The organism is Streptomyces sindenensis (assembly GCF_014649035.1).
GTDB lineage: Bacteria > Actinomycetota > Actinomycetes > Streptomycetales > Streptomycetaceae > Streptomyces > Streptomyces sindenensis.
Map to the genome: position 1 here is coordinate 1 of NZ_BMSG01000057.1, position 19,139 is coordinate 19,139.

General features: G+C 69.8%; 13 protein-coding genes. 12 read left to right on the plus strand and 1 reads right to left on the minus strand.

Going from position 1 to position 19,139, the window contains the following annotated elements:
* Window positions 1–291: 291 nt before the first annotated feature.
* The gene (locus IE145_RS32530) at window positions 292–1,404 is read left to right on the plus strand and encodes an acetate/propionate family kinase (protein ID WP_189529022.1); all 1,113 of its coding nucleotides are present in this window, start codon (window positions 292–294) and stop codon (window positions 1,402–1,404) included.
* 126 nt (window positions 1,405–1,530) lie between these two features.
* Here IE145_RS32530 and IE145_RS32535 read toward each other — a convergent pair whose 3' ends face one another.
* Window positions 1,531–3,102 carry a PucR family transcriptional regulator gene (locus IE145_RS32535; protein WP_229826012.1) on the minus strand — a complete coding sequence of 524 codons (1,572 nt, stop codon included), beginning with the start codon at window positions 3,100–3,102 and terminating at the stop codon, window positions 1,531–1,533.
* Window positions 3,103–3,697: 595 nt separating this feature from the next.
* Here IE145_RS32535 and dnaK point away from each other — a divergent pair.
* The 11 genes from dnaK to IE145_RS32590 all read left to right on the plus strand — a co-directional run bounded on the left by dnaK (window position 3,698) and on the right by IE145_RS32590 (window position 18,932).
* The gene (dnaK, locus tag IE145_RS32540; protein ID WP_189529024.1) at window positions 3,698–5,593 is read left to right on the plus strand and encodes a molecular chaperone DnaK; all 1,896 of its coding nucleotides are present in this window, start codon (window positions 3,698–3,700) and stop codon (window positions 5,591–5,593) included.
* A gap of 7 nt (window positions 5,594–5,600) precedes the next feature.
* Window positions 5,601–6,206 carry a nucleotide exchange factor GrpE gene (locus IE145_RS32545; protein ID WP_189529025.1) on the plus strand — a complete coding sequence of 202 codons (606 nt, stop codon included), beginning with the start codon at window positions 5,601–5,603 and terminating at the stop codon, window positions 6,204–6,206.
* Between the two features lie 6 nt (window positions 6,207–6,212).
* A complete protein-coding gene (locus IE145_RS32550; RefSeq protein WP_189529026.1) occupies window positions 6,213–7,166 on the plus strand; it encodes a DnaJ C-terminal domain-containing protein in 954 nt (317 codons plus the stop codon).
* The gene (locus IE145_RS32555) at window positions 7,163–7,573 is read left to right on the plus strand and encodes a chaperone modulator CbpM (RefSeq protein WP_189529027.1); all 411 of its coding nucleotides are present in this window, start codon (window positions 7,163–7,165) and stop codon (window positions 7,571–7,573) included. The genes IE145_RS32550 and IE145_RS32555 overlap by 4 nt, the downstream gene beginning before the upstream one ends.
* Entirely contained in the window at window positions 7,564–10,203 is a 2,640-nt protein-coding gene (gene clpB / locus IE145_RS32560) for an ATP-dependent chaperone ClpB (protein WP_189529028.1), read from the plus strand. The genes IE145_RS32555 and clpB overlap by 10 nt, the downstream gene beginning before the upstream one ends.
* A complete protein-coding gene (gene trxA, locus IE145_RS32565; RefSeq protein ID WP_109916511.1) occupies window positions 10,200–10,658 on the plus strand; it encodes a thioredoxin in 459 nt (152 codons plus the stop codon). Before clpB ends, trxA begins: the two co-directional genes overlap by 4 nt.
* A 70-nt stretch (window positions 10,659–10,728) precedes the next feature.
* Complete coding sequence (locus tag IE145_RS32570; protein ID WP_189529029.1) at window positions 10,729–10,992, plus strand: UBP-type zinc finger domain-containing protein; 264 nt, start codon at window positions 10,729–10,731, stop codon at window positions 10,990–10,992.
* Window positions 10,992–12,752, plus strand: coding sequence for an FAD-dependent oxidoreductase (locus IE145_RS32575; protein ID WP_189529030.1), 1,761 nt, complete (start codon window positions 10,992–10,994; stop codon window positions 12,750–12,752). Before IE145_RS32570 ends, IE145_RS32575 begins: the two co-directional genes overlap by 1 nt.
* An 84-nt stretch (window positions 12,753–12,836) precedes the next feature.
* Window positions 12,837–15,305, plus strand: a complete 2,469-nt coding sequence (gene uvrA, locus IE145_RS32580) for an excinuclease ABC subunit UvrA (protein WP_189529031.1) — start codon at window positions 12,837–12,839, stop codon at window positions 15,303–15,305.
* Window positions 15,306–15,493: 188 nt separating this feature from the next.
* Window positions 15,494–16,615, plus strand: coding sequence for a hypothetical protein (locus tag IE145_RS32585; protein WP_189529032.1), 1,122 nt, complete (start codon window positions 15,494–15,496; stop codon window positions 16,613–16,615).
* Window positions 16,616–16,760: 145 nt separating this feature from the next.
* Complete coding sequence (locus IE145_RS32590) at window positions 16,761–18,932, plus strand: FUSC family protein (protein ID WP_189529033.1); 2,172 nt, start codon at window positions 16,761–16,763, stop codon at window positions 18,930–18,932.
* The last annotated feature ends 207 nt before the right edge of the window (window positions 18,933–19,139 follow it).

Sequence of the window (19,139 nt, forward strand, 5' to 3'; positions counted from 1 at the left end):
AGCCGCTCAACGATCCTCGCCACAGGCCACAGCCTATCGGGCCAATTGAGATGACTTCTTAAGACCTGGTGGGGACGGACCAGGGCGACGCGTCACTTCCCGGGCGGGGCCGAGGCTCCAAGAGCGCGCAGCTCGAAGCAGGCTCCGCTGGTCCGAAAGGCCCCTTCGACGGACCGTCCTGTTTTCCGCGGTGACCAGTCGGATGCCCGGTTCCGCAGAGTGAAAGCCCATTGCGACAGTCATGAATTGACTCTCGAGGGATGCTCGCGGAACGAGGGAGAGGATCGGAGTGTGCATACACGAACCAGTCCGGTGCTGGTGACTGACGCCGGGTCATCGAGTCTGCGTCTGACGATCTTCGGCGACGGTGGTCACGTCCTCAACGAACACCACAGTGAGTCGCCGCCGGGTAAAGGGGCGACCCAGGCGCTGCTGCAGTTGCTGAGTGAAGGGCCGCCTCCCGGGGCTGCGGGGCACCGTATCGTCCACGGGGGGCCGGAGCTGCGCAGCCATACTCTGCTGGACGACGCTGTGCGCGCCCGCTTGGCCCACGTAGCAGAACTCGCGCCCCTGCACGTGCCGCAAGCACTGACCGTGGTGGACGCGGCCCGGGATCTGCTGCCGGGAGTTCCCCATGTCGCCTGTTTCGACACCGTCTTCCACTCCGGCCTGACCGCCGCGGCAAGGGAGTACGCGGTACCTGCCGATTGGCGCGAGACGTACGGACTGCGCCGCTACGGCTTCCACGGGCTCTCCTACGCCTGGGCGCTGGCCCGGACGTCTGAACTCCTCGGCCGCCGCCCCGAGCGGCTGCACCTGGTGATGGTGCATCTCGGCGGTGGCTGCTCCGCTTGCGCGGTGCGCGAGGGGCGCGGTGTGGACACGACGATGGGCTTCACGCCCTTGGAGGGGCTGGTGATGAGTCGTCGCAGCGGCAGCATCGACCCCGGCGCCCTGATCTGGCTGCTCACACGGAAGAATCTGCCGGCAGTCGAGATCAAGGACATTCTGAATCAGAGGTCCGGTCTGCTCGCCCTGTCCGGCACATCGGGCGACACGCGGGACCTGGTCCGCAACCGGACGGCAGGCGACGAGCGTGCCGCGCTCGCCCTGGACGTCTTCACCCATCAGTGCCGACGCGGTATCGCCGGGATGGCCGCATCCCTGAGCCGCCTGGACGCTCTCGTCTTCACCGGCGAGATCGGTGAGGATCAGCCCGAGGTCCGTGAGGAGGTGTGCGCCGGCCTGTCCGTGTTCGGCCTCACGGGCGGCCTGCGACCGCTGGTCGCCCAACGCCCCGAAATCGTCAGTGAGCCCGGCGCCCGTGTTCCCGTCGTGGTTATCCCCACAGGAGAAGCCCAGCAGATCGACGTCGAGACCCGGGCTCTTCTGGATCGCGGCTGAGACGAGCCGAGGCACAGCCCGACCAGGGCCATATGAGTAGTCATTCTCATGTTCACCCGCTCCTGGCCGGCTTCCCGCACACCGGAGCGGTTGAGGTCAGCCGCCGGTGTGCTCCGGTGTGATCCATCAGCCGGATCCGCCGAGGACGATCTTCCATACTCGCGTCGCTACCTGAAGGTTGAGCCGGTCCTCGACGTCGGTGAGTTCCTTGCCGCTGATCTCGCGGATGCGCTGGAGCCGGTAGCGCAGTGTGCTGCGGTGGATGGAGAGAGAGGCGGCCGTCTCGTCGTAGTTGCCGCCACAGTCGAAGTACCGGGCCAGGGTCTCCGTCATGGTCGAACGGTTTCTCGCGTCGTAATCGTTGAGCTGCCCGAGCCATTCGCGGACGAAGGCCTCCAGCTCCCGGAGATTGGTCCCGGGGCCGAGGATTCGATAGAGGCCGAGTAGGTCGAAGAACATCATCCCGTATTGCTTGCGGGAGTGGCGCAGCACTTCCAGGGCGCGCTGCGCCTCCTGATAGTGCTGCGGGAAGTCGTCGGGGGAATCGCACCGCGCGCTCACCCCGATGCTCCCGGACGGTGCCCCCGTGTCCAGAGCTAGTGCCTCGTACAGCGCTCCGGCGTGCGGTCTGTCATCGGCGAGAAGGACCACGTTCTCGGCCCCTCGGGTCAACAGCGAGCGCATGCCCACGGCGGAGGCCGCCCTGCCCACGGCCTGCGCGAAGGAGTCGTCCGCAACCAGGTCCGACCACCGCACCACGACGATGTAGTGGCTGCGGTGCAGATCGTGCCCGACGGCCTCGGACCTGGCGTAGGCGCTGGCCTCGTCCGTTCCTGCCAGGAGGTCGTCGGCCAGCTCGCGGTGCAGCCGCAGTTCGACTTCGGCCTGGTTGCGCAGGTGTGCCAGCTCCGGGGCGAGCGACATGACGGCCTGCTCCAACGCGAGCACCGCGTGCTCGTCCGCCTCGTCCCGGGGATCGATCAGAGCCAGCATGCCGAGGATCTCGCCGTGCGGGCGCACGAGAGCGATCAGCCGGCCCCCGATCCTCGTCGGCCCCGCCTCCCGGGCGGCTGCGATGAGCAGTGCGTTCTGGCGCACGGGATCCGGCTCCGGATAGGGGTCGGGCCGACTGGGGCCCGCCCAGGACCTCAGTCGGCCGAAGCGGTCCTCGACCAGTGCGGGAAGCCCCGTCAGCCCGTGCAGAGCGCGGGTGACGGCCTCCTCGCCACCGCCCGAGGCTGCGACGTCGGCCGTGAGCCCACGTACAGCCTGCCGGTACGCCAACTCCCCCACGACGGTGACCAGCTGCCTTTGGAGTGAGGCACGTTCCTGCCTGAGGGCGTGCAGTTCCGCTGCCTCCTCCCGGCGGCAGCGGTGCGCGAAGGCGACCGACAGCGCGGCAGCCGTGTGCCGGATGAGTGTGGCGAGCAGAAACCGCTCGGTTCCGGTCGGCCGGGAGCGGGACGTCACCACGAGGTATCCGTGCAGGCCCTCGATTCCGCGCAGCGCCAGGGCCTGACCGCCGCGCCTGCCGGGTACGGCTACAGAGCCGTCCCGCCCCGCCAGGTCCCGTACCTTCGACTGCACCATGAGGGCGTGTTCCTGGCGGTTCCCCGCACTGGGGACCAGCTCGCCGCCCGCTTCGAGCAGGTATCCCGCCTCGGCGGTATGAGGCCCGGCGGCGGCAACGTGGTCCATGGCCAGGCGCAGAATCCTGCTTTCGTCCCAGGTGGCGAAAAGGTCGCGGAGCAACACCGTCAGTTCCTGGAGTGAGCGGCCGCCGGAAGGAAGCGCTCGCGGCTCTCTCGGACCAGTTGCGGCCGGTCGGCGGTGGCCGACGGCTGACCGGCTGCCCTTCTCGTAGGAGTGGCCGTTCAGGTTGTGCGGCCGACGCTTCCCCATGAGTACCAATCCCGAGCTGTCGGAGGGCCGGACAAGCGCGGTTCCGGGTCACTGCCCGCGAGGCCACTCCGTACGTAATGTCCGTAATCTCACCTTAGTACGTGCAGGGCGAGTGGGCCCATCCGTTTTCGTCCCGCCAGGCGCAGGCGGGGGGCGAATCGGCTCGACATGCTGGGAGCGTTCGGAAGCCTCCGCGTACACGTCGCCAGAAGTAGCGGAATCCGAAGCAGAGCGACGCTACGGGTCGGTAGCCCAGCTCGGGTCCGTTCGGTCCGGGTACAGGAGCCCGGGTGTGAGAACCCCCGGGGTGCGCACGGCCCTCCGCGGAGGTCTTCTCCGTTGGCGAACGACCGGTAATCGGCGCAGGCCGCAGCACCGGGAGGAGTTCCTCATGGCCAGGGCAGTGGGCATAGACCTCGGCACCACCAACTCGGTGATCGCCGCGTGGGAGGGCGGCGAACCGTCCGTGGTTCCCAATACCGAGGGCAACCGGACGACACCGTCGGTGGTGGCCTTCACCGACACGGGGGAGCGCATCGTGGGCCAGATGGCCCGGCGCCAGGCGATCCTGAATCCCAAAGGAACCATCTACTCGGCCAAGCGGTTCATAGGCCGGCACTTCGACGAGATCTCCGACGAGGCGAAAGCTGTGGCGTACGACGTCGTCGAGGGCGACGGCGGGGCTGCCCGCTTCGAGGTGCGCGACAAGCTGTACGCGCCGGAGGAGATCAGCGCACAGGTGCTGCGCAAACTCGCCGACGACGCCTCCAAGCAGCTGGGCGAGCGTGTCACGGAGGCGGTCATCACGGTGCCCGCCTACTTCAACGACGCCCAGCGAACCGCAACCAAGGATGCCGGCCGGATCGCGGGGCTGGAGGTGCTGCGGATCATCAACGAGCCGACAGCGGCCGCTCTCGCGTACGGCATGGACAAGAAGGAGCACGAGACCGTCCTCGTCTTCGACCTGGGTGGCGGCACCTTCGACGTGAGCATCCTCGACGTCGGCGACGGCGTGGTGGAGGTGCGTTCCACGGCCGGGGACAGCCACCTGGGCGGCGACGACTTCGACCGGCGCCTGGTGGACCATCTCGCGGACGGCTTCCAGAAGGAGAACGGCATCGACCTGCGGAACGACCCGCAGGCACTTCAACGACTGTTCGAGGCGGCGGAGAAGGCCAAGACCGAACTCAGCTCCGTCACCCAGACGCAGGTCAGCCTTCCGTTCATCACCGCCGACGCCTCGGGCCCCAAACACCTCACCGAATCCGTCATGCGCTCCACGTTCGAACAGATCACCGGCGACCTGGTGGAGCGGTGCCTGGAGCCGGTCAAGCAGGCCATGGCCGACGCCAAGGTCGGCGAGAGCGACATCGACGAGGTCATCCTCGTGGGCGGCTCCACCCGGATACCTGCCGTGCAGGCCCTGGTCCGACGGCTGACCGGCGGCAAGGACCCCAACATGAGCGTCAACCCCGACGAAGTCGTGGCCCTGGGCGCCGCGATTCAGGCCGGAGTGCTCAAGGGTGAGGTGAAGGACGTCCTGCTGCTCGACGTCACGCCCCTGTCCCTGGGCGTCGAAACGCGCGGCGGAGTCATGACGAAGATCATCGAGCGGAACACCACCATCCCGGTGCGGCGTACGGAGACGTTCTCGACCGCCGACGACAACCAGCCGGCCGTTGATGTGGTGGTTCTCCAGGGTCAGCGCGAGCGTGCCGCCGACAACCGCGTGCTCGGCCGGTTCCAGCTCACCGACATCCGGCCGGCGCCGCGAGGCGAACCGCAGATCGAGGTCACCTTCGACATCGACGCCAACGGCATCCTCAATGTCACGGCGCGCGACGGGGACACCGGCAAGGAACAAGGCATCACCATCAGCGAGAGCTCCAACCTGGACCGCGGTGAGGTCGAGCGCATGGTGCAGGAGGCCGAGCGCAATCAGGGCCAGGACCGGGAGCTTCGCGAAGCCGTGGACGCCCGCAACGAGCTCGACGCTGCCGCGTACCAGGTCGAGAAGCGCCTGGCCGAACTGGGCGACGCGGCCCCCGCGCACGAGAGGGCCCGGGCCGAGATGCTCATCTCCGATGCCCGGGCGGCGGTCAAGGAAGAGGCCGGCGTGGAGCGCGTGCGGCCACTGGCCAGCGAACTCCAGCAGATTCTCGCCGGACTGGCTGCCCAGCCGGGTGCCGCCGCCACGGGCGACCCGGGTCAGGGTGCGTCCGCCGATGCTCCCCCGAGCGGTGGCAGCGACGACGACGTCATCGACGCCGAGTTCGACAAGGGTTGAGGCCGCCATGACCTCCCACCCCGAAGAACCTGACCGGGCAGGCTCGGCCGGCCCGGCTCCGAAGGAGGCCGTAAGCCCTGCTGGCGAGGAGCCGCACCAACCCGGCCCGCTTCCCCGGCCGCAAGCGACGGCGGACGAAACGCGACCCGAGGCGGTCGGCCCCGCCTTGGCGGCGGACGAGCACGCAGCCGCGGTGCGGGAGTTGGAGGACCGCTGGCGGCGCGCCCTCGCCGATCTCGACAACCTGCGCAAGCGTCACGCGAGGGAGCTGGAGCGGGAGCGGATGGTCGAGCGTTCGCGTACGGCCGCCGCCTTCCTGCCCGTCCTGGACAACCTCGAACTCGCCCTGTCCCACGCCGACGCCGACTCAGGTGCGGTCGTGGAGGGCGTCCGGACAGTCCGCGACCAAGCGGTGGGCGTCCTCGAACGGCTCGGCTACCCGCGGCATGCGGAGACCGGAGTGGCCTTCGACCCGGCCCACCACGAGGTGGTCAGCGTGGTCGATGACCCCGACATCGAGCCGGGCACCGTCGTGCAGGTGCTGCGCCCGGGCTACGGCGACGGCGATCGGCAGCTCAGGCCCGCCGCCGTGACTGTCGCGAAGCGGGAGTGACCGGCCATGGCACGGGACTTCTACGATGTGCTGGGAGTGTCGCGGGCCGCGAGCCAGGACGAGATCCAGCAGGCCTACCGCAAGCTCGCCCGCAGACACCATCCCGACGTCAACAAGGATCCGTCGGCCGAGGAACGCTTCAAGGACCTCAACGAGGCGTACAGCGTTCTGTCCGATCCGAAGACCCGGGCACGCTACGACCGCTTCGGCGAGGACTTCCGCAAGATCCCCGAGGACTACGACGAACGGGTCGCGGCCGGAGCGGGCGGCGGATTCCGTACTCGGCGGACCACCGGCGCAGGCGGCCCCCGCGCCCGGTACACCACCGGCTTCGGCGAGGACTTCTCGGCCGGGGATGTGAACATCGAGGACCTGCTCGGGTCCCTCTTCGGCGCAGGTGCCGGCTCCGCGGGCGTACCGGGAGCCGACCAGGAGGCCGAACTGCCGCTCACCGTCGAAGAGGCGTACAAGGGTGGCCGCCGTACCGTCACACTCGCCGGGCCCACCGGTGAGCCGCGGCGCTACGAGGTCGAAGTCCCGCCTGGCGTCACCGACGGGCAGCGCATCCGGCTGGCGGGGGAAGGCGGGCGGGGCAGTGGTGCCGCACCCGCGGGCGACCTGCACCTCCGGGTGCGCATCCAGTCCCATTCCCCATTCCGGCTGGACGGCCGCAATGTCCATGTGCAGGTCCCGGTGGCCCCGTGGGAGGCGGCCCTGGGCGCGACCGTGCCGGTGCCCACCCCCGGCGGTGGTACGGCCAAGGTCACCGTGCCCGCCGGCTCGTCCAGCGGCCGTCGGCTGCGGTTGCGCGGCGAGGGCATGCCGAACCCGCGTGGTGCGAACGGCGACCTGTACGCCGAGCTCCGCATCGTGGTGCCGCCCACCCTGGGTGACCGGGAGCGCGAACTGTTCGAGGAGCTGGCCGCGGCCTCCTCGTTCGACCCCAGGAGGACGCGATGACCGACCGACCCACGGGAGCGGCGGGCACCGCCCGGTCCGGTCCCGGCGACCGCCCGGTTCAGCCCGTCGCCCACTCCGCCACGGCTCCGACGACTGTCCGCTACGCACTCGTTCCCGTCCCGGGACTTTCCCTGGAGGCCGTCGCCCGCCGATCGCGTCTCCATCCGGATCTGGTCCGCCGGTTCGTCGCCCTCGGGCTTGTCGACGCCGAACGCGATGCCGTCGGCCGCCTGGTTTTCGACCGCGACGCCCCAGCGGTACTTGCCCGCGTCCAGCGGCTGCGCTCCGGACTCTGCCTCAACTACGCATCCATCGGACTGGTGCTCGACCTGCTCGACCGCATCAGCCTGCTCGAAACCGCCCTGCGCGGCCGCGGCACGAGGAGTGATACACCCCCATGGACATGAACCGTCTCACACAGAAATCCCAGGAAGCCCTCCAGGAGGCCCAGTCCGCGGCCGGCCGCATGGGGCATACCGAAGTGGACGGAGAACACCTGCTGCTCGCACTCGTCGATCAGGAGGACGGTCTGATCCCACGCCTTCTGCAGCAGGCCGGAAGCGATGCGGCGGAACTGCGCGCGGCCGTGCGCGAGGAACTCTCCCGCCGCCCGAAGGTCACCGGCCCCGGCGCGGCACCCGGCCAGGTCTTTGTCACGCAGCGCCTCGCCGGCCTGCTCGACGCCGCTGAACGGGAGGCCAAACGGCTCAAGGACGAGTACGTGTCCGTGGAGCACCTCCTGCTCGCCCTGGCCGAGGAGGGGGCGTCAACAGCCGCTGGACGTCTGCTCAACCGGGCAGGGATCACCAGGGACTCGTTCCTGGGCGCACTGACCCAGGTCCGCGGCAATCAGCGGGTCACCTCCGTCAACCCCGAAGTGGCCTATGAGGCGCTGGAGAAGTACGGCCGCGATCTCGTCGCCGATGCCAAGGAGGGCAGGCTCGACCCGGTCATCGGCCGGGACGCCGAGATCCGCCGCGTCACCCAGATCCTGAGCCGGAAGTCCAAGAACAACCCGGTCCTCATCGGAGACCCCGGTGTCGGCAAGACCGCCATCATCGAGGGTCTCGCCCAGCGCATCGTCCGCGGCGACGTCCCCGAGGGGCTTCGCGACAAGATCGTGTTCGCCCTCGACATGGGGTCCCTGGTCGCCGGCGCCAAGTACCGGGGCGAGTTCGAGGAACGCCTCAAGGCCGTGCTCGGCGAGGTCAAGGCGGCACAGGGCGGAATCCTGCTCTTCGTCGACGAACTGCACACCGTCGTCGGTGCGGGCGCCGCAGAAGGGGCCATGGACGCGGGGAACATGCTCAAGCCGATGCTCGCCCGCGGTGAACTGCACATGATCGGCGCCACCACTCTCGACGAGTACCGCAAACACATCGAGAAGGACGCCGCGCTGGAACGGCGTTTCCAGCAGGTCCTGGTCGACGAGCCCGGCGTCGAGGACACCATCTCCATCCTGCGCGGACTGCGTGAGCGTCTGGAGGTCTTCCACGGCGTCAAGATCCAGGACAACGCGCTCGTGTCCGCAGCCACCCTCAGCCACCGCTACATCACGGATCGGTTCCTGCCCGACAAGGCCATCGACCTCGTCGACGAGGCCTGCGCCCGGTTGCGTACCGAGATCGATTCCATGCCGGCCGAACTCGACGAGATCACCCGACGCGTCACCCGCATGGAGATCGAGGAAGCCGCTCTCTCCAAGGAATCGGACCCCGCGAGCCAGGCCCGCCTGGAGGAGCTGCGCAAGGAACTGGCCGACCTGCGCGGTGAGGCCGACGCCAAGCACGCCCAGTGGGAGGCCGAACGGCAGGCGATCCGGCGGGTGCAGGAACTTCGCCAGGAACTGGAGCAGGTCCGCCACGAGGCGGAGGAGGCCGAGCGCGCCTACGACCTCAACCGTGCCGCCGAACTGCGGTACGGCCGACTCCAGGACCTGGAGCGGCGACTCGCGGCGGAGGAGGAGCAACTGGCCACCCGGCAGGGACAGAACCGTCTGCTGCGCGAGGTGGTCACCGAAGAGGAGATCGCGGAGATCGTCGCCGCCTGGACGGGTATCCCGGTCGCCCGCCTGCAGGAAGGCGAGCGCGACAAGCTGCTGCGCCTCGACGAGATCCTCCGCGAGCGCGTCGTCGGCCAGGACGAGGCCGTCAGGCTCGTCGCCGACGCCATCATCCGCGCCCGCTCCGGCATCCGTGACCCTCGCCGCCCCATCGGTTCGTTCATCTTCCTCGGCCCCACCGGCGTCGGAAAGACCGAGCTGACCAAGACTCTCGCCCGGGCGCTGTTCGACTCCGAGGACAACATGGTCCGCCTCGACATGAGTGAGTACCAGGAGCGGCACACCGTCAGCAGGCTCATGGGCGCACCGCCCGGATACGTCGGCTACGAGGAAGGCGGCCAGCTCACCGAGGCCGTACGCCGCAAGCCGTACTCGGTCGTCCTGTTCGACGAGATCGAGAAGGCGCACAGCAACGTCTTCAACACTCTGCTGCAGATCCTCGATGACGGCCGCATCACCGATGCCCAGGGCCGCACCGTCGACTTCCGCAACACCGTGATCGTCATGACGTCCAACATCGGCTCCGAGCACCTCCTCGACGGTGCCACCGCCGAGGGTGAGATCAAGCCCGACGCCCGCGCGCTGGTGATGGGCGAGCTGCGCGGGCACTTCCGCCCGGAGTTCCTCAACCGCGTCGACGACATCGTGCTGTTCAAGCCGCTGGGCGAGCGGCAGATCGAACGGATCGTGGAGCTGCAGTTCGACGAACTGCGGCAACGGCTGGCGGAACGCCGCATCGACGTAGAACTCACCGATGCGGCGCGAGAAGTGATTTCCCACCAGGGCTACGACCCGGTGTACGGGGCCAGGCCGCTGCGGCGGTACATCTCCCACGAGGTGGAGACGCTGGTCGGACGTGCTCTTCTGCGGGGTGACGTGCAGGACGGCGCGACCGTCCGTGTCGACGCCGAACACGGAGAGCTGGTGGTCACCTACGACCGGCCGGAAGAGGTCCGGGAAGCGAGGGCGGCGTGAACACCACACGGACAACGACGGTGGCCTGCCCGCACTGCGGGCGCGACAACCGTATTCCCGTTGCCGCCGAGGGGCGCCCCAGATGCGGCCACTGCAAGCAGCCGCTCCCCTGGGTCGTCGACGCGGGTGACGGCGACTTCGCCGAAGTCGCCGACAACGCCGTCCAACCTGTCGTCGTGGACCTCTGGGCCACCTGGTGCGGCCCCTGCCGCATGGTCAGCCCCGCCCTCGAACAGGTCGCCCGCGACCTCGCCGGACGGATCAAGCTCGTCAAGGTCGACATCGACAGGAACCCGGTACTCAGTCAGCGGTTCGAGGTCCAGGCAGTGCCCACGCTGCTCGTCCGGGACCACGGCGAGACGGTCGCCCGACAGGCCGGTGCGGCACCGGCCCATGTCCTGCGGCATTGGGTCGAACAAGCCCTGGAAGGCCGGCAGGCCACCGCGGGCCAGTGAGTCGCTGTGCCCGGCTGCCACGAGGGCTCCCCGAACCTCGCGGTGGCGCACTGCATGGGAGGAGAACGTCATGGCCACGATTCCGGATCCGCACCTGCCCATGGTGCGGCCCGTCACACCGCGCACCCCGCAGGGCTGCGAGGAGTGCCTCAAGGAGCACTCCCCGTGGGTGCACCTGCGCCTCTGCCTCACCTGCGGGCACGTCGGCTGCTGCGATTCCTCACCCCTCAAACACGCTCGACGACACGCGGGCAGTACCGGACACCCCATCGTCCAGTCCCTCCAACCGGGCGAGGACTGGCGCTGGTGCTACGTTCACGAGGCTCTGGTCTGATGAGTGCCGCTCAGCACGAGAACGGTGCGGTCCGTGAGACACCGGACCGGTACGGAGCGTTCCCCCGCCTCACACCGGAACAGCTTCAGAACCTGACCGCGCACGGCGAGCGTCGCAGGACCACGGAAGGTGAGGTGCTGTACCGGGAGGGAGAGCCGTTCCGCGAGTTCCTCGCGATCCTCGGCGGCACCGTCGAGATCCTCCAGGACCATGGCGGTCCGGACGAGCGCACGGTGGCACTGCACGGGTCCGGAAGGTTCCTGGGTGAGCTGGGGATGCTTGAGGGGCAGGCCGCCTTCGACACGGCGGTGGTCCGTGAGGCCGGCGAGATCCTCGCCGTGCCGGTGGAGCGCCAGCGCACCTTGATCGGCCGCGACCCCGTACTCGGTGACCTGATCCTCCGGGCTTACCTGGGCCGCCGGTATCTCCTCATCGGCCTCGGCGCGGGTTTTCGCATCCTGGGATCCTGCTACTCGCGGGACACACGGCGGCTGCGGGAGTTCGCCGCCCGCAACCGGCTCCCCCACCGCTGGCTGGATCTGGAGAGGGACGGGGAGGCTGAGGCGCTGCTGCGCCGGTTCTCCATCCGTCCCGAAGAGACTCCGGTCGTCCTGTGGAAGGGCGAGCGGCTGCTCCGCAATCCGAGCAACGCCGAACTCGCGGAACTCATCGGGCTGCCCGCCCCCACGGTGAAGGCCTCCCAGTGCGACGTGATGGTGGTCGGCGCGGGCCCCGCCGGACTCGCCGCGGCCGTCTACGGCGCCTCCGACGGTCTCACCACGATCTCCGTCGACGCCGTGGCCACCGGAGGGCAGGCGGGCACCTCCTCCCGCATCGAGAACTACCTCGGCTTCCCCTCGGGCATCTCCGGAGGAGAGCTCACCGAACGCGCGGTGCTCCAGGCCCACAAGTTCGGTGCCCGTCTCATGGTGCCCGCCCAGGCCGACCGTCTCGTCCCGCAGGACGACGCGTACGTGGTCTCCTTCACGGACGGGTCCCACGTCCGGGCGGGCGCCGTGGTGCTCGCATCGGGTGTCCGGTACCGGAGGCTCCAGGTGCCCGGCGTCGACCGTCTGGAGGGCATCAGCGTCTACTACGCGGCGACCGTGCACGAGGCGAGTCTCTGCGAGGCGGACCCGGTCGCGGTGGTCGGCGGGGGCAACTCAGCGGGCCAGGCGGCGCTGTTCCTGGCGCAGCACGCGTCCGGAGTCCACCTCCTCGTGCGGGGCGGCGATCTCAACGCGGACATGTCCCGTTACCTGGTGGACCAGGTCGAACGTCACCCGAAGATCGAGGTGCTCCTCAACACCGAAGTCCGGGCTGCCTCCGGGAAGGACATACTGGAGTCGCTGAGCATCGAGGACAACATCCGCGGTGAGCGCCGCCCGCTGCGGGCCACCGCGCTGTTCGTGTTCATCGGCGCCCGCCCGCGCACGGAATGGCTGAGGGGAGCCCTCGCCCTGGACGAGAAGGGCTTCGTCCTGACGGGGGCCGACGCCCGGGCCGCTGCCGACGCGACCCGGTGGGACTCGCTCGGCCGTGGTCCCATGCTGCTGGAGACCAGGCTTCCCGGGGTCTTCGCAGCCGGTGACGTGAGGAGCGGCTCGGTCAAACGAGTTGCCTCGGCCACCGGTGAAGGCGCCATGGCGATTCGCCTCGTACACGAGTACCGGGAGAATGCCGGCAACCTCGTCCGCGGCGGCACCACAGGTCCGGAGAGGCCTCGACCGGAGGCGGACCGGTCCGCACCATGGCGCTGATCCTTGGCCCCCGCAGGGTCGGAAAGGAAACCGCTCGCCGGCTCCCGTCGCGCGGTTCCCCGCGCGATCAGGTACTCAGGAAGGGTGGACATGGACGCGATCGACCCCTTCGTGCAGGTCCGGGGCGCCAGTGAGAACAACTTGCGGAACATCGATGTCGATCTTCCGCGGGACGCGATGGTCGCCTTCACGGGCGTCTCCGGGTCCGGCAAGTCCTCGCTCGCGTTCGGCACGCTCTACGCCGAGGCACAGCGGCGCTACTTCGAGTCCGTGGCACCGTACGTCCGGAGGCTGTTGCAGCAGGTCGGTGCACCGCACGTGCAGGAAATCACCGGACTGCCACCGGCGGTGGCCCTGCAGCAGCGCCGTGGGGCGCCCAGTTCGCGATCGACGGTCGGCACCATCACCACCCTGTCCAATCTGCTGCGCATGCTGTACTCCCGCGCCGGCACCTATCCGGCAGGGGCCGCACGACTGGACGCCGATTCGTTCTCACCGAACACCCCTGCCGGGGCCTGCCCGGAATGCCACGGACTCGGGGTCGTCCACGATGTCACCGAGGACCTCCTCGTCCCGGACCCCTCGCTGAGCATCCGCGAGGGTGCGATCGCCGCCTGGCCGGGCGCCTGGCAGGGGGCCAACCTGCGCAGCATCGTCCATGGCCTGGGGATCGACATCGACCGACCGTGGCGCAGGCTCAAGAAGAAGGACCGGGACTGGCTGCTGTACACGGACGAGCAGCCCTCCGTCTACATCGAGCCGGAGGAGGACCGCGTCGACTACGGCTACCAGGGCAAGTTCTGGAGCGCCCGCAAGCACATCATGCACGTCCTTGCCGACTCCAAAAGCGAGAAGATGCGCGAACGGGCGCTCCGGTTCGTCAGGAGCGTGCCCTGCCCCGAGTGCCACGGCAGCGGACTGCGGCCCGAGGCGCTCGCCGTGACCTTCGCCGGACGTTCCATCGCCGAAGTCAACGCGATGCCGCTCTCCGAGGTCGCGGCGCTGCTGCGGCCCGTCGCACGGCGGTCCGAGCCCGACGCCACCACTTCCACCGCCCGGTCCGGGGAGACGACCGAGGTCGCGGTCCGGATCTGCGGCGATCTGGTCGCGCGGGTCGCCGTACTGCTCGACCTGGGCCTGGGATACCTCAGCCTCGGGCGCCGCTCGACGACCCTGTCGCCCGGCGAGGCGCAGCGCCTGCGGATCGCCACACAACTGCGCTCGGGGCTGTTCGGCGTCGTCTACGTCCTCGACGAACCCTCCGCGGGTCTGCACCCGGCTGACGCGGAACCGCTGCTGGACGTGCTGGAGCGCCTCAAGGCAGCGGGCAACTCGCTGTTCGTCGTGGAGCACGACATGGACGTCGTACGGCGGGCGGACTGGGTGGTCGACATCGGCCCCGGCGCCGGTGAGGGCGGCGGGCGCGTGCTGTACAGCGGCCCCGTCGCCGGTTTTGAGCAGGTGGAGGAGTCGGCCACGAGCCGGTATCTGTTCGGGCGTGCCGAGCCGCTCGAACACCGGCCGCGCACTCCGCACGGCTGGCTGCACCTGAGCGGCGTGTCCCGCCACAATCTGCGTGACGTGTCCGTGGACGTACCGCTGTGCGTACTGACGGCGGTGACGGGTGTGTCCGGTTCCGGAAAATCGACGCTGGTCACGCAGGTGCTCGCCGAGGTCGTGCGAGGCCACCTCGGACTCGGGCCCGAGGATCTTGACGAGGCGCGGCTGGAGGTGGACGTTCAGGACGCGTCGGGGGTCGAGTCGTTCGACCGGCTGGTCCGGGTCGACCAACGGCCCATCGGGCGTACTCCTCGGTCCAATCTGGCCACGTACACGGGGATGTTCGACGCGGTGCGCAAGCTGTACGCGGCGACGGACGAGGCCAGGGCGCGCGGCTACACGGCCGGCCGGTTCTCCTTCAACGTGCCCGAAGGGCTGTGCGAGACCTGCCAGGGCGAAGGATTCGTCGCGGTGGAACTGCTCTTCCTGCCCGGGACCTACGCCCCCTGCCCGACCTGCCAGGGCGCCCGGTACAACGCCGAAACGCTGGAAGTCACCTACCGGGGCAAGAACATCGCGGACGTACTGGCGCTGTCCGTCGACGACGCCGCCGAGTTCCTTTCCGCCGTCCCGCCCGCCGCCCGCAGTCTGGAGACGTTGCGCGAGGTGGGACTGGGGTACCTGCGCCTGGGGCAGCCCGCCACAGAGCTCAGCGGCGGTGAGGCACAACGCATCAAACTGGCCACCGAACTGCAGCGGGCCCGCCGCGGCCACGCGCTCTACCTGCTCGACGAACCGACAGCGGGCCTGCACCCCTCGGACATCGCACTGCTGCTGCGCCAGCTGCACCGCCTCGTCGACGCGGGCAACACGGTCGTCCTCGTCGAGCACGACCTGGACACGATCACCACCGCCGACTGGGTCATCGATCTCGGGCCGGGCGGCGGCGATGCGGGCGGGCGGGTGGTCGCGGCGGGCCCGCCGGCCGAGGTCGCGAAGGCCCGCCGTAGCGCCACCGCGCCCTATCTCGCGGCCCGGCTCGCGCGCTCCTGACGATCGTCCGAGAGGGCTGATCACCCGTCACGGAGAGCAGGCCCCGTACGGGCAGAACGACGGAAATCCGGCCGCTCCGCCCGTACCGGCCGGCCGGGGCCAGCGTGTCATCGCATGGCCGACGCCACACCGGAGGCATTCTGTGGGCATTTGCGGTCGCGGGGACGGACAACGAGAAGGATGCAGTCATGCAAGCGTCGTCGCAGGTCGTCACGGTGGTCGTTCTCCTCGCGGACCCGGACGCGCCGACCATGGTCGCGAAGCGCCTGGCACGGACCCTTCCCGCCCGGCTCGCCGAGAAGTCCGGCCGGCAGAGACGGTTCGCTGTCGAGGTGCTCAGCAGGCCCTTCACCGCGGACGCCGAGGACCCGTCCACGTTGATGCGCCGGATCGTGGAGGACGGACGTGCGGAGAACTGGGACATCGTCGTGGCCCTCACCGACCTTCCGCTGCACTCGCACAGGCGAAGGCTCGTGGTGGATTTGAGCCACGAACACGGGACGGCGTTGCTTTCCCTTCCGTCCCTGGGGGGCTGGCGGTTGCAGGGAAAGGCACGGCGGGTCGTGGAGGAAGCCGTGCTCAGCCTGGCCGCTTCGCGGTCCCCCGGATGTGAGCGAGCTGCCTATCGCCGACCGCCGCTCGGCCCCTTCGCCGGCCGCCTCGCGCCCATCCGCCCGGGCCCCGTCGACGAGGAGGAGCTCGCCGATCTGCGCTACGTCGCCGACGGCCCGCGCGGCTACGTCAAATTGCTCGTCGGCATGGTCCGCGCCAACCGGCCGTGGCGGCTGGTGCCGGGCCTGTCCAAAGCCCTGGCCGCCGCACTCGCCACGGGAGCCATCGCCACGGTGGACGACACCGTCTGGAGCCTGGCCACCTCCCTGGGTACGCCACGCCTCGTCATCGCCACGGTCGGTTCCGTCGGGCTCATGATCGGCTGGCTGATCGTGGACGCGAACCTGTGGCATCGCACAACGGAAGGATCGCCGGAGGCGAGGCAGCGATCGGTTCTCTACAACACGTCGACCCTGGTGACCGTGAGCATCGGGGCAGCCGTCTGCTACGTCGGCCTGATGGTCGTCAGCTTCGTGTGGGCGCTTTTCGTGCTCAACGGCCACGTGTTCGCCTCCGCGACCCGGCATCCGTTGAACGCGCAGAACTACTGCACGCTGTCATGGTTCGTGGCTTCGATTGCCACAGTGGGCGGCGCGCTGGGGTCGGGGCTGGAGAGCGACGAGGCGATCCGAGCAGCGGCCTATTCCAAGCGCGAACAGGAACGTCGCCACATGCTCCAGGGCGAGCACGATGGCTAGCCGCAGGCACGATGCACACGCACCGGTGGCGACGGCACACGGCCTGTCCCGCCCCTCTCCTCGGCGATGGTGAGATGAACATGATGGTGGCTCCGGCGATCCGGCCGACGCGAGCTGAAGCGGCCTTCCGGCCAGGCCTGCGCCCGTGACGTGGCCGCGAGCCCTGAGGGACGTCCTCCGATCCGGGCTCAGCATCGAGGAGACGCGCCTGGAGCCCCTGCTCGCTCTGCGCGCGGCCGTCGGTGTGGCACTCCTCGTCGGGCCGGCGCTGTGGCTCGGCTCCCCCGCGTACGCCGCATCCGCCGCCCTCGGCGCCTTCTCCGCGGGTGGGGCCACCTTCCAGCGCGCTTGGCGCCCCCGCAAGGTGATCGCGCTCGGCGCGGGCGCGGGGCTGGCGCTCAGCACCCTGGCGGGGTACCTGGCGGCGGGGCACCTCGTGACGTTCCTTCCGCTGCTGGCCCTGTGGACCTTCGGGGCGGGGCTCGCGTGGGCCGTCGGATCGACCGCTGGGATCGTCGGGGCGACGACCGTCGGCAGCATGCTGGTGACCATCACCCTGCCCACGAGCACCGGACGGGCCCTGGAGCACGCCGGGATCATCGCGCTCGGCGGTGCGGTGCAGGCAGCGCTGATCCTGCTGTTCCCGATCCGCCGATGGGGGGCGCATCGGGACGCGCTCGCCGACGCTCTGGCCGCCGTGGCGGACTACGCCCGCCGGCTCCGGCACGACCCGACGGCCGGGTTCGACCCCGAGCCCTTGATGACAGCCCGGGACGCGGCGGCCGTGACGCCGTCCCAGGCTCGCACGCGCCCCGTCGCCCTGCACGGTCCGCGAGGAGTTGCCGAACGCATGGTGCCGGCCATCACCGCGCTGGCCGACCCCCACATCGGCGCCCCGGCCGAGGGACCCGGGCGGGACCGCGCACGGGAACTGCTCGACGCGGCCGCTGAGGTGCTGGATGCGGCCGCCCGGTCGATCCGGCGAGGCACCCCCGTCGAGGTACCGCCGAGAACCTCGGAGCTCCTGCGGGCAGACGCGGAGCACGAGGTGCTCGAAGGTCCGGCGAGGCAGGCCGCCGAAAGACTCAGGCAACTGCTCGGCGAGGCGCTGGAGATCGCGGAGTGCGGCAACGCTCGCAGAAGGCCGCCCGTGCGCCACGGAGGCGCACGCGTCGAGTTCCTGGAGCGCCCGACCCTGTTCCGGCTTGTTCCGGTCGTCGCACGGGCCGTCCGCCGTGAGCTCCGACGCGACTCGCCCGTCTTCCGGCATGCCGTTCGGTTGGCGGCGGTGGCCACGCTCGGCTACCTCATCGCCGCACAGCTGCCCCTGGGGCACGGCTACTGGGCGCCCATCGCCTCGGTCATGGTGATGCGCCCGGACTTCCACCGGACGTACGCGCGTGCGGTCGCCCGTCTCGCCGGGACTCTGGTGGGTGTCGCGCTCGCCACCGGGGCCGTGGAGGCCCTGGGCCCGGACGCCCGTCTCTCCGGTGCGCTGGCGGTGGTCTCGGCGGGCCTGTCGTACACCCTGATCCGTACGGGCTACGCCTACTCCCAGTGCTTCACCGCCGCCTACGTCGTCTTCCTGCTTGGCATGGGCGGCCAGGCATGGCAACAGACGGTTCCGGAGCGGATGACCCTCACTCTGCTGGGCGGAGCCCTGGCCATGCTGGCCTACGCGGTCTTTCCCGCGTGGGAGACGCCCCGGCTACGGGAGCGGCTGGCGGACTGGCTTGCCGCCGACGGCCGCCACGCGGCGGCCGTGCTCCGCCACTTCGCGGCACCGACCGCGGAACGCCGTGCCGACATGCGCAGCGCCCAACTGAGGAGCAGAAGAGCCCGCGCCGCCTGGCAGGAGGCTTATGACCGGGCACAACAGGAACCGGTCCGCCCCAGGGGCCTGACCGCGCAAGAGGCGAAGGACGCTCAGGAGGCGCTCGAAGGTTTCGACAGAGCAGCGACGCTCATGGAGAGCCGCGTCCCGCACGACGACAACCCTTCGACTCCCGAAGTGGAGGCCTTGGCCGAAGCCCTGGAATCGGACATGGAGCAGGCGGCGGCCGATGTGCGCGAGCACAGGGACCCGGACTGGGCACGCGTGGAGAAGGCCCTCCGGACATGGGAAGAAGCCGGTGGCCGGAGCCCAGCGCTACGGAGCGAGGCAGACTTGCAGAAGCACGCCCTGGAGAACCTGGCGACAGCAGTGAGCCGCACCCCCTTGGAGCGCGATGTCGGCTCCCTGCGCGAGGACCAGCGCGTGCGGGAAGCGGTGGAGGCTCAAGGCGATGGTTCGGAACCCGCTCACCGGGGTGGATGACCACCTGGCGCAGCAGGCAGGCGCCCCGCTTCCGGGGTCCGCCTGGTTCGACAGATGGCCAAGATGAGGGAGCGCGACGCAGCGATCAGTCGGTGGGTTGCCCGCGCCGCGGTCCAAGCCCTGACGAGTTCCTCTGTCGTAACCCTTCAGTAGCTGTTGTCGTACCGAACCTGAGGGCGGCGTTTTCGCTGGTCAGGCATAGGTTGG

What these genes read in the sequence shown, in the direction of transcription:
- dnaK (WP_189529024.1), top strand. Translation starts at nt 3,698, where the DNA reads ATGGCCAGGGCAGTGGGCATAGACCTCGGCACCACCAACTCGGTGATC.
- IE145_RS32585 (WP_189529032.1), top strand. Translation starts at nt 15,494, where the DNA reads ATGCAAGCGTCGTCGCAGGTCGTCACGGTGGTCGTTCTCCTCGCGGAC.
- IE145_RS32570 (WP_189529029.1), top strand. Translation starts at nt 10,729, where the DNA reads ATGGCCACGATTCCGGATCCGCACCTGCCCATGGTGCGGCCCGTCACA.
- IE145_RS32550 (WP_189529026.1), top strand. Translation starts at nt 6,213, where the DNA reads ATGGCACGGGACTTCTACGATGTGCTGGGAGTGTCGCGGGCCGCGAGC.
- IE145_RS32575 (WP_189529030.1), top strand. Translation starts at nt 10,992, where the DNA reads ATGAGTGCCGCTCAGCACGAGAACGGTGCGGTCCGTGAGACACCGGAC.
- IE145_RS32535 (WP_229826012.1), bottom strand. Translation starts at nt 3,102, where the DNA reads ATGGACCACGTTGCCGCCGCCGGGCCTCATACCGCCGAGGCGGGATAC.
- IE145_RS32545 (WP_189529025.1), top strand. Translation starts at nt 5,601, where the DNA reads ATGACCTCCCACCCCGAAGAACCTGACCGGGCAGGCTCGGCCGGCCCG.
- IE145_RS32555 (WP_189529027.1), top strand. Translation starts at nt 7,163, where the DNA reads ATGACCGACCGACCCACGGGAGCGGCGGGCACCGCCCGGTCCGGTCCC.
- clpB (WP_189529028.1), top strand. Translation starts at nt 7,564, where the DNA reads ATGGACATGAACCGTCTCACACAGAAATCCCAGGAAGCCCTCCAGGAG.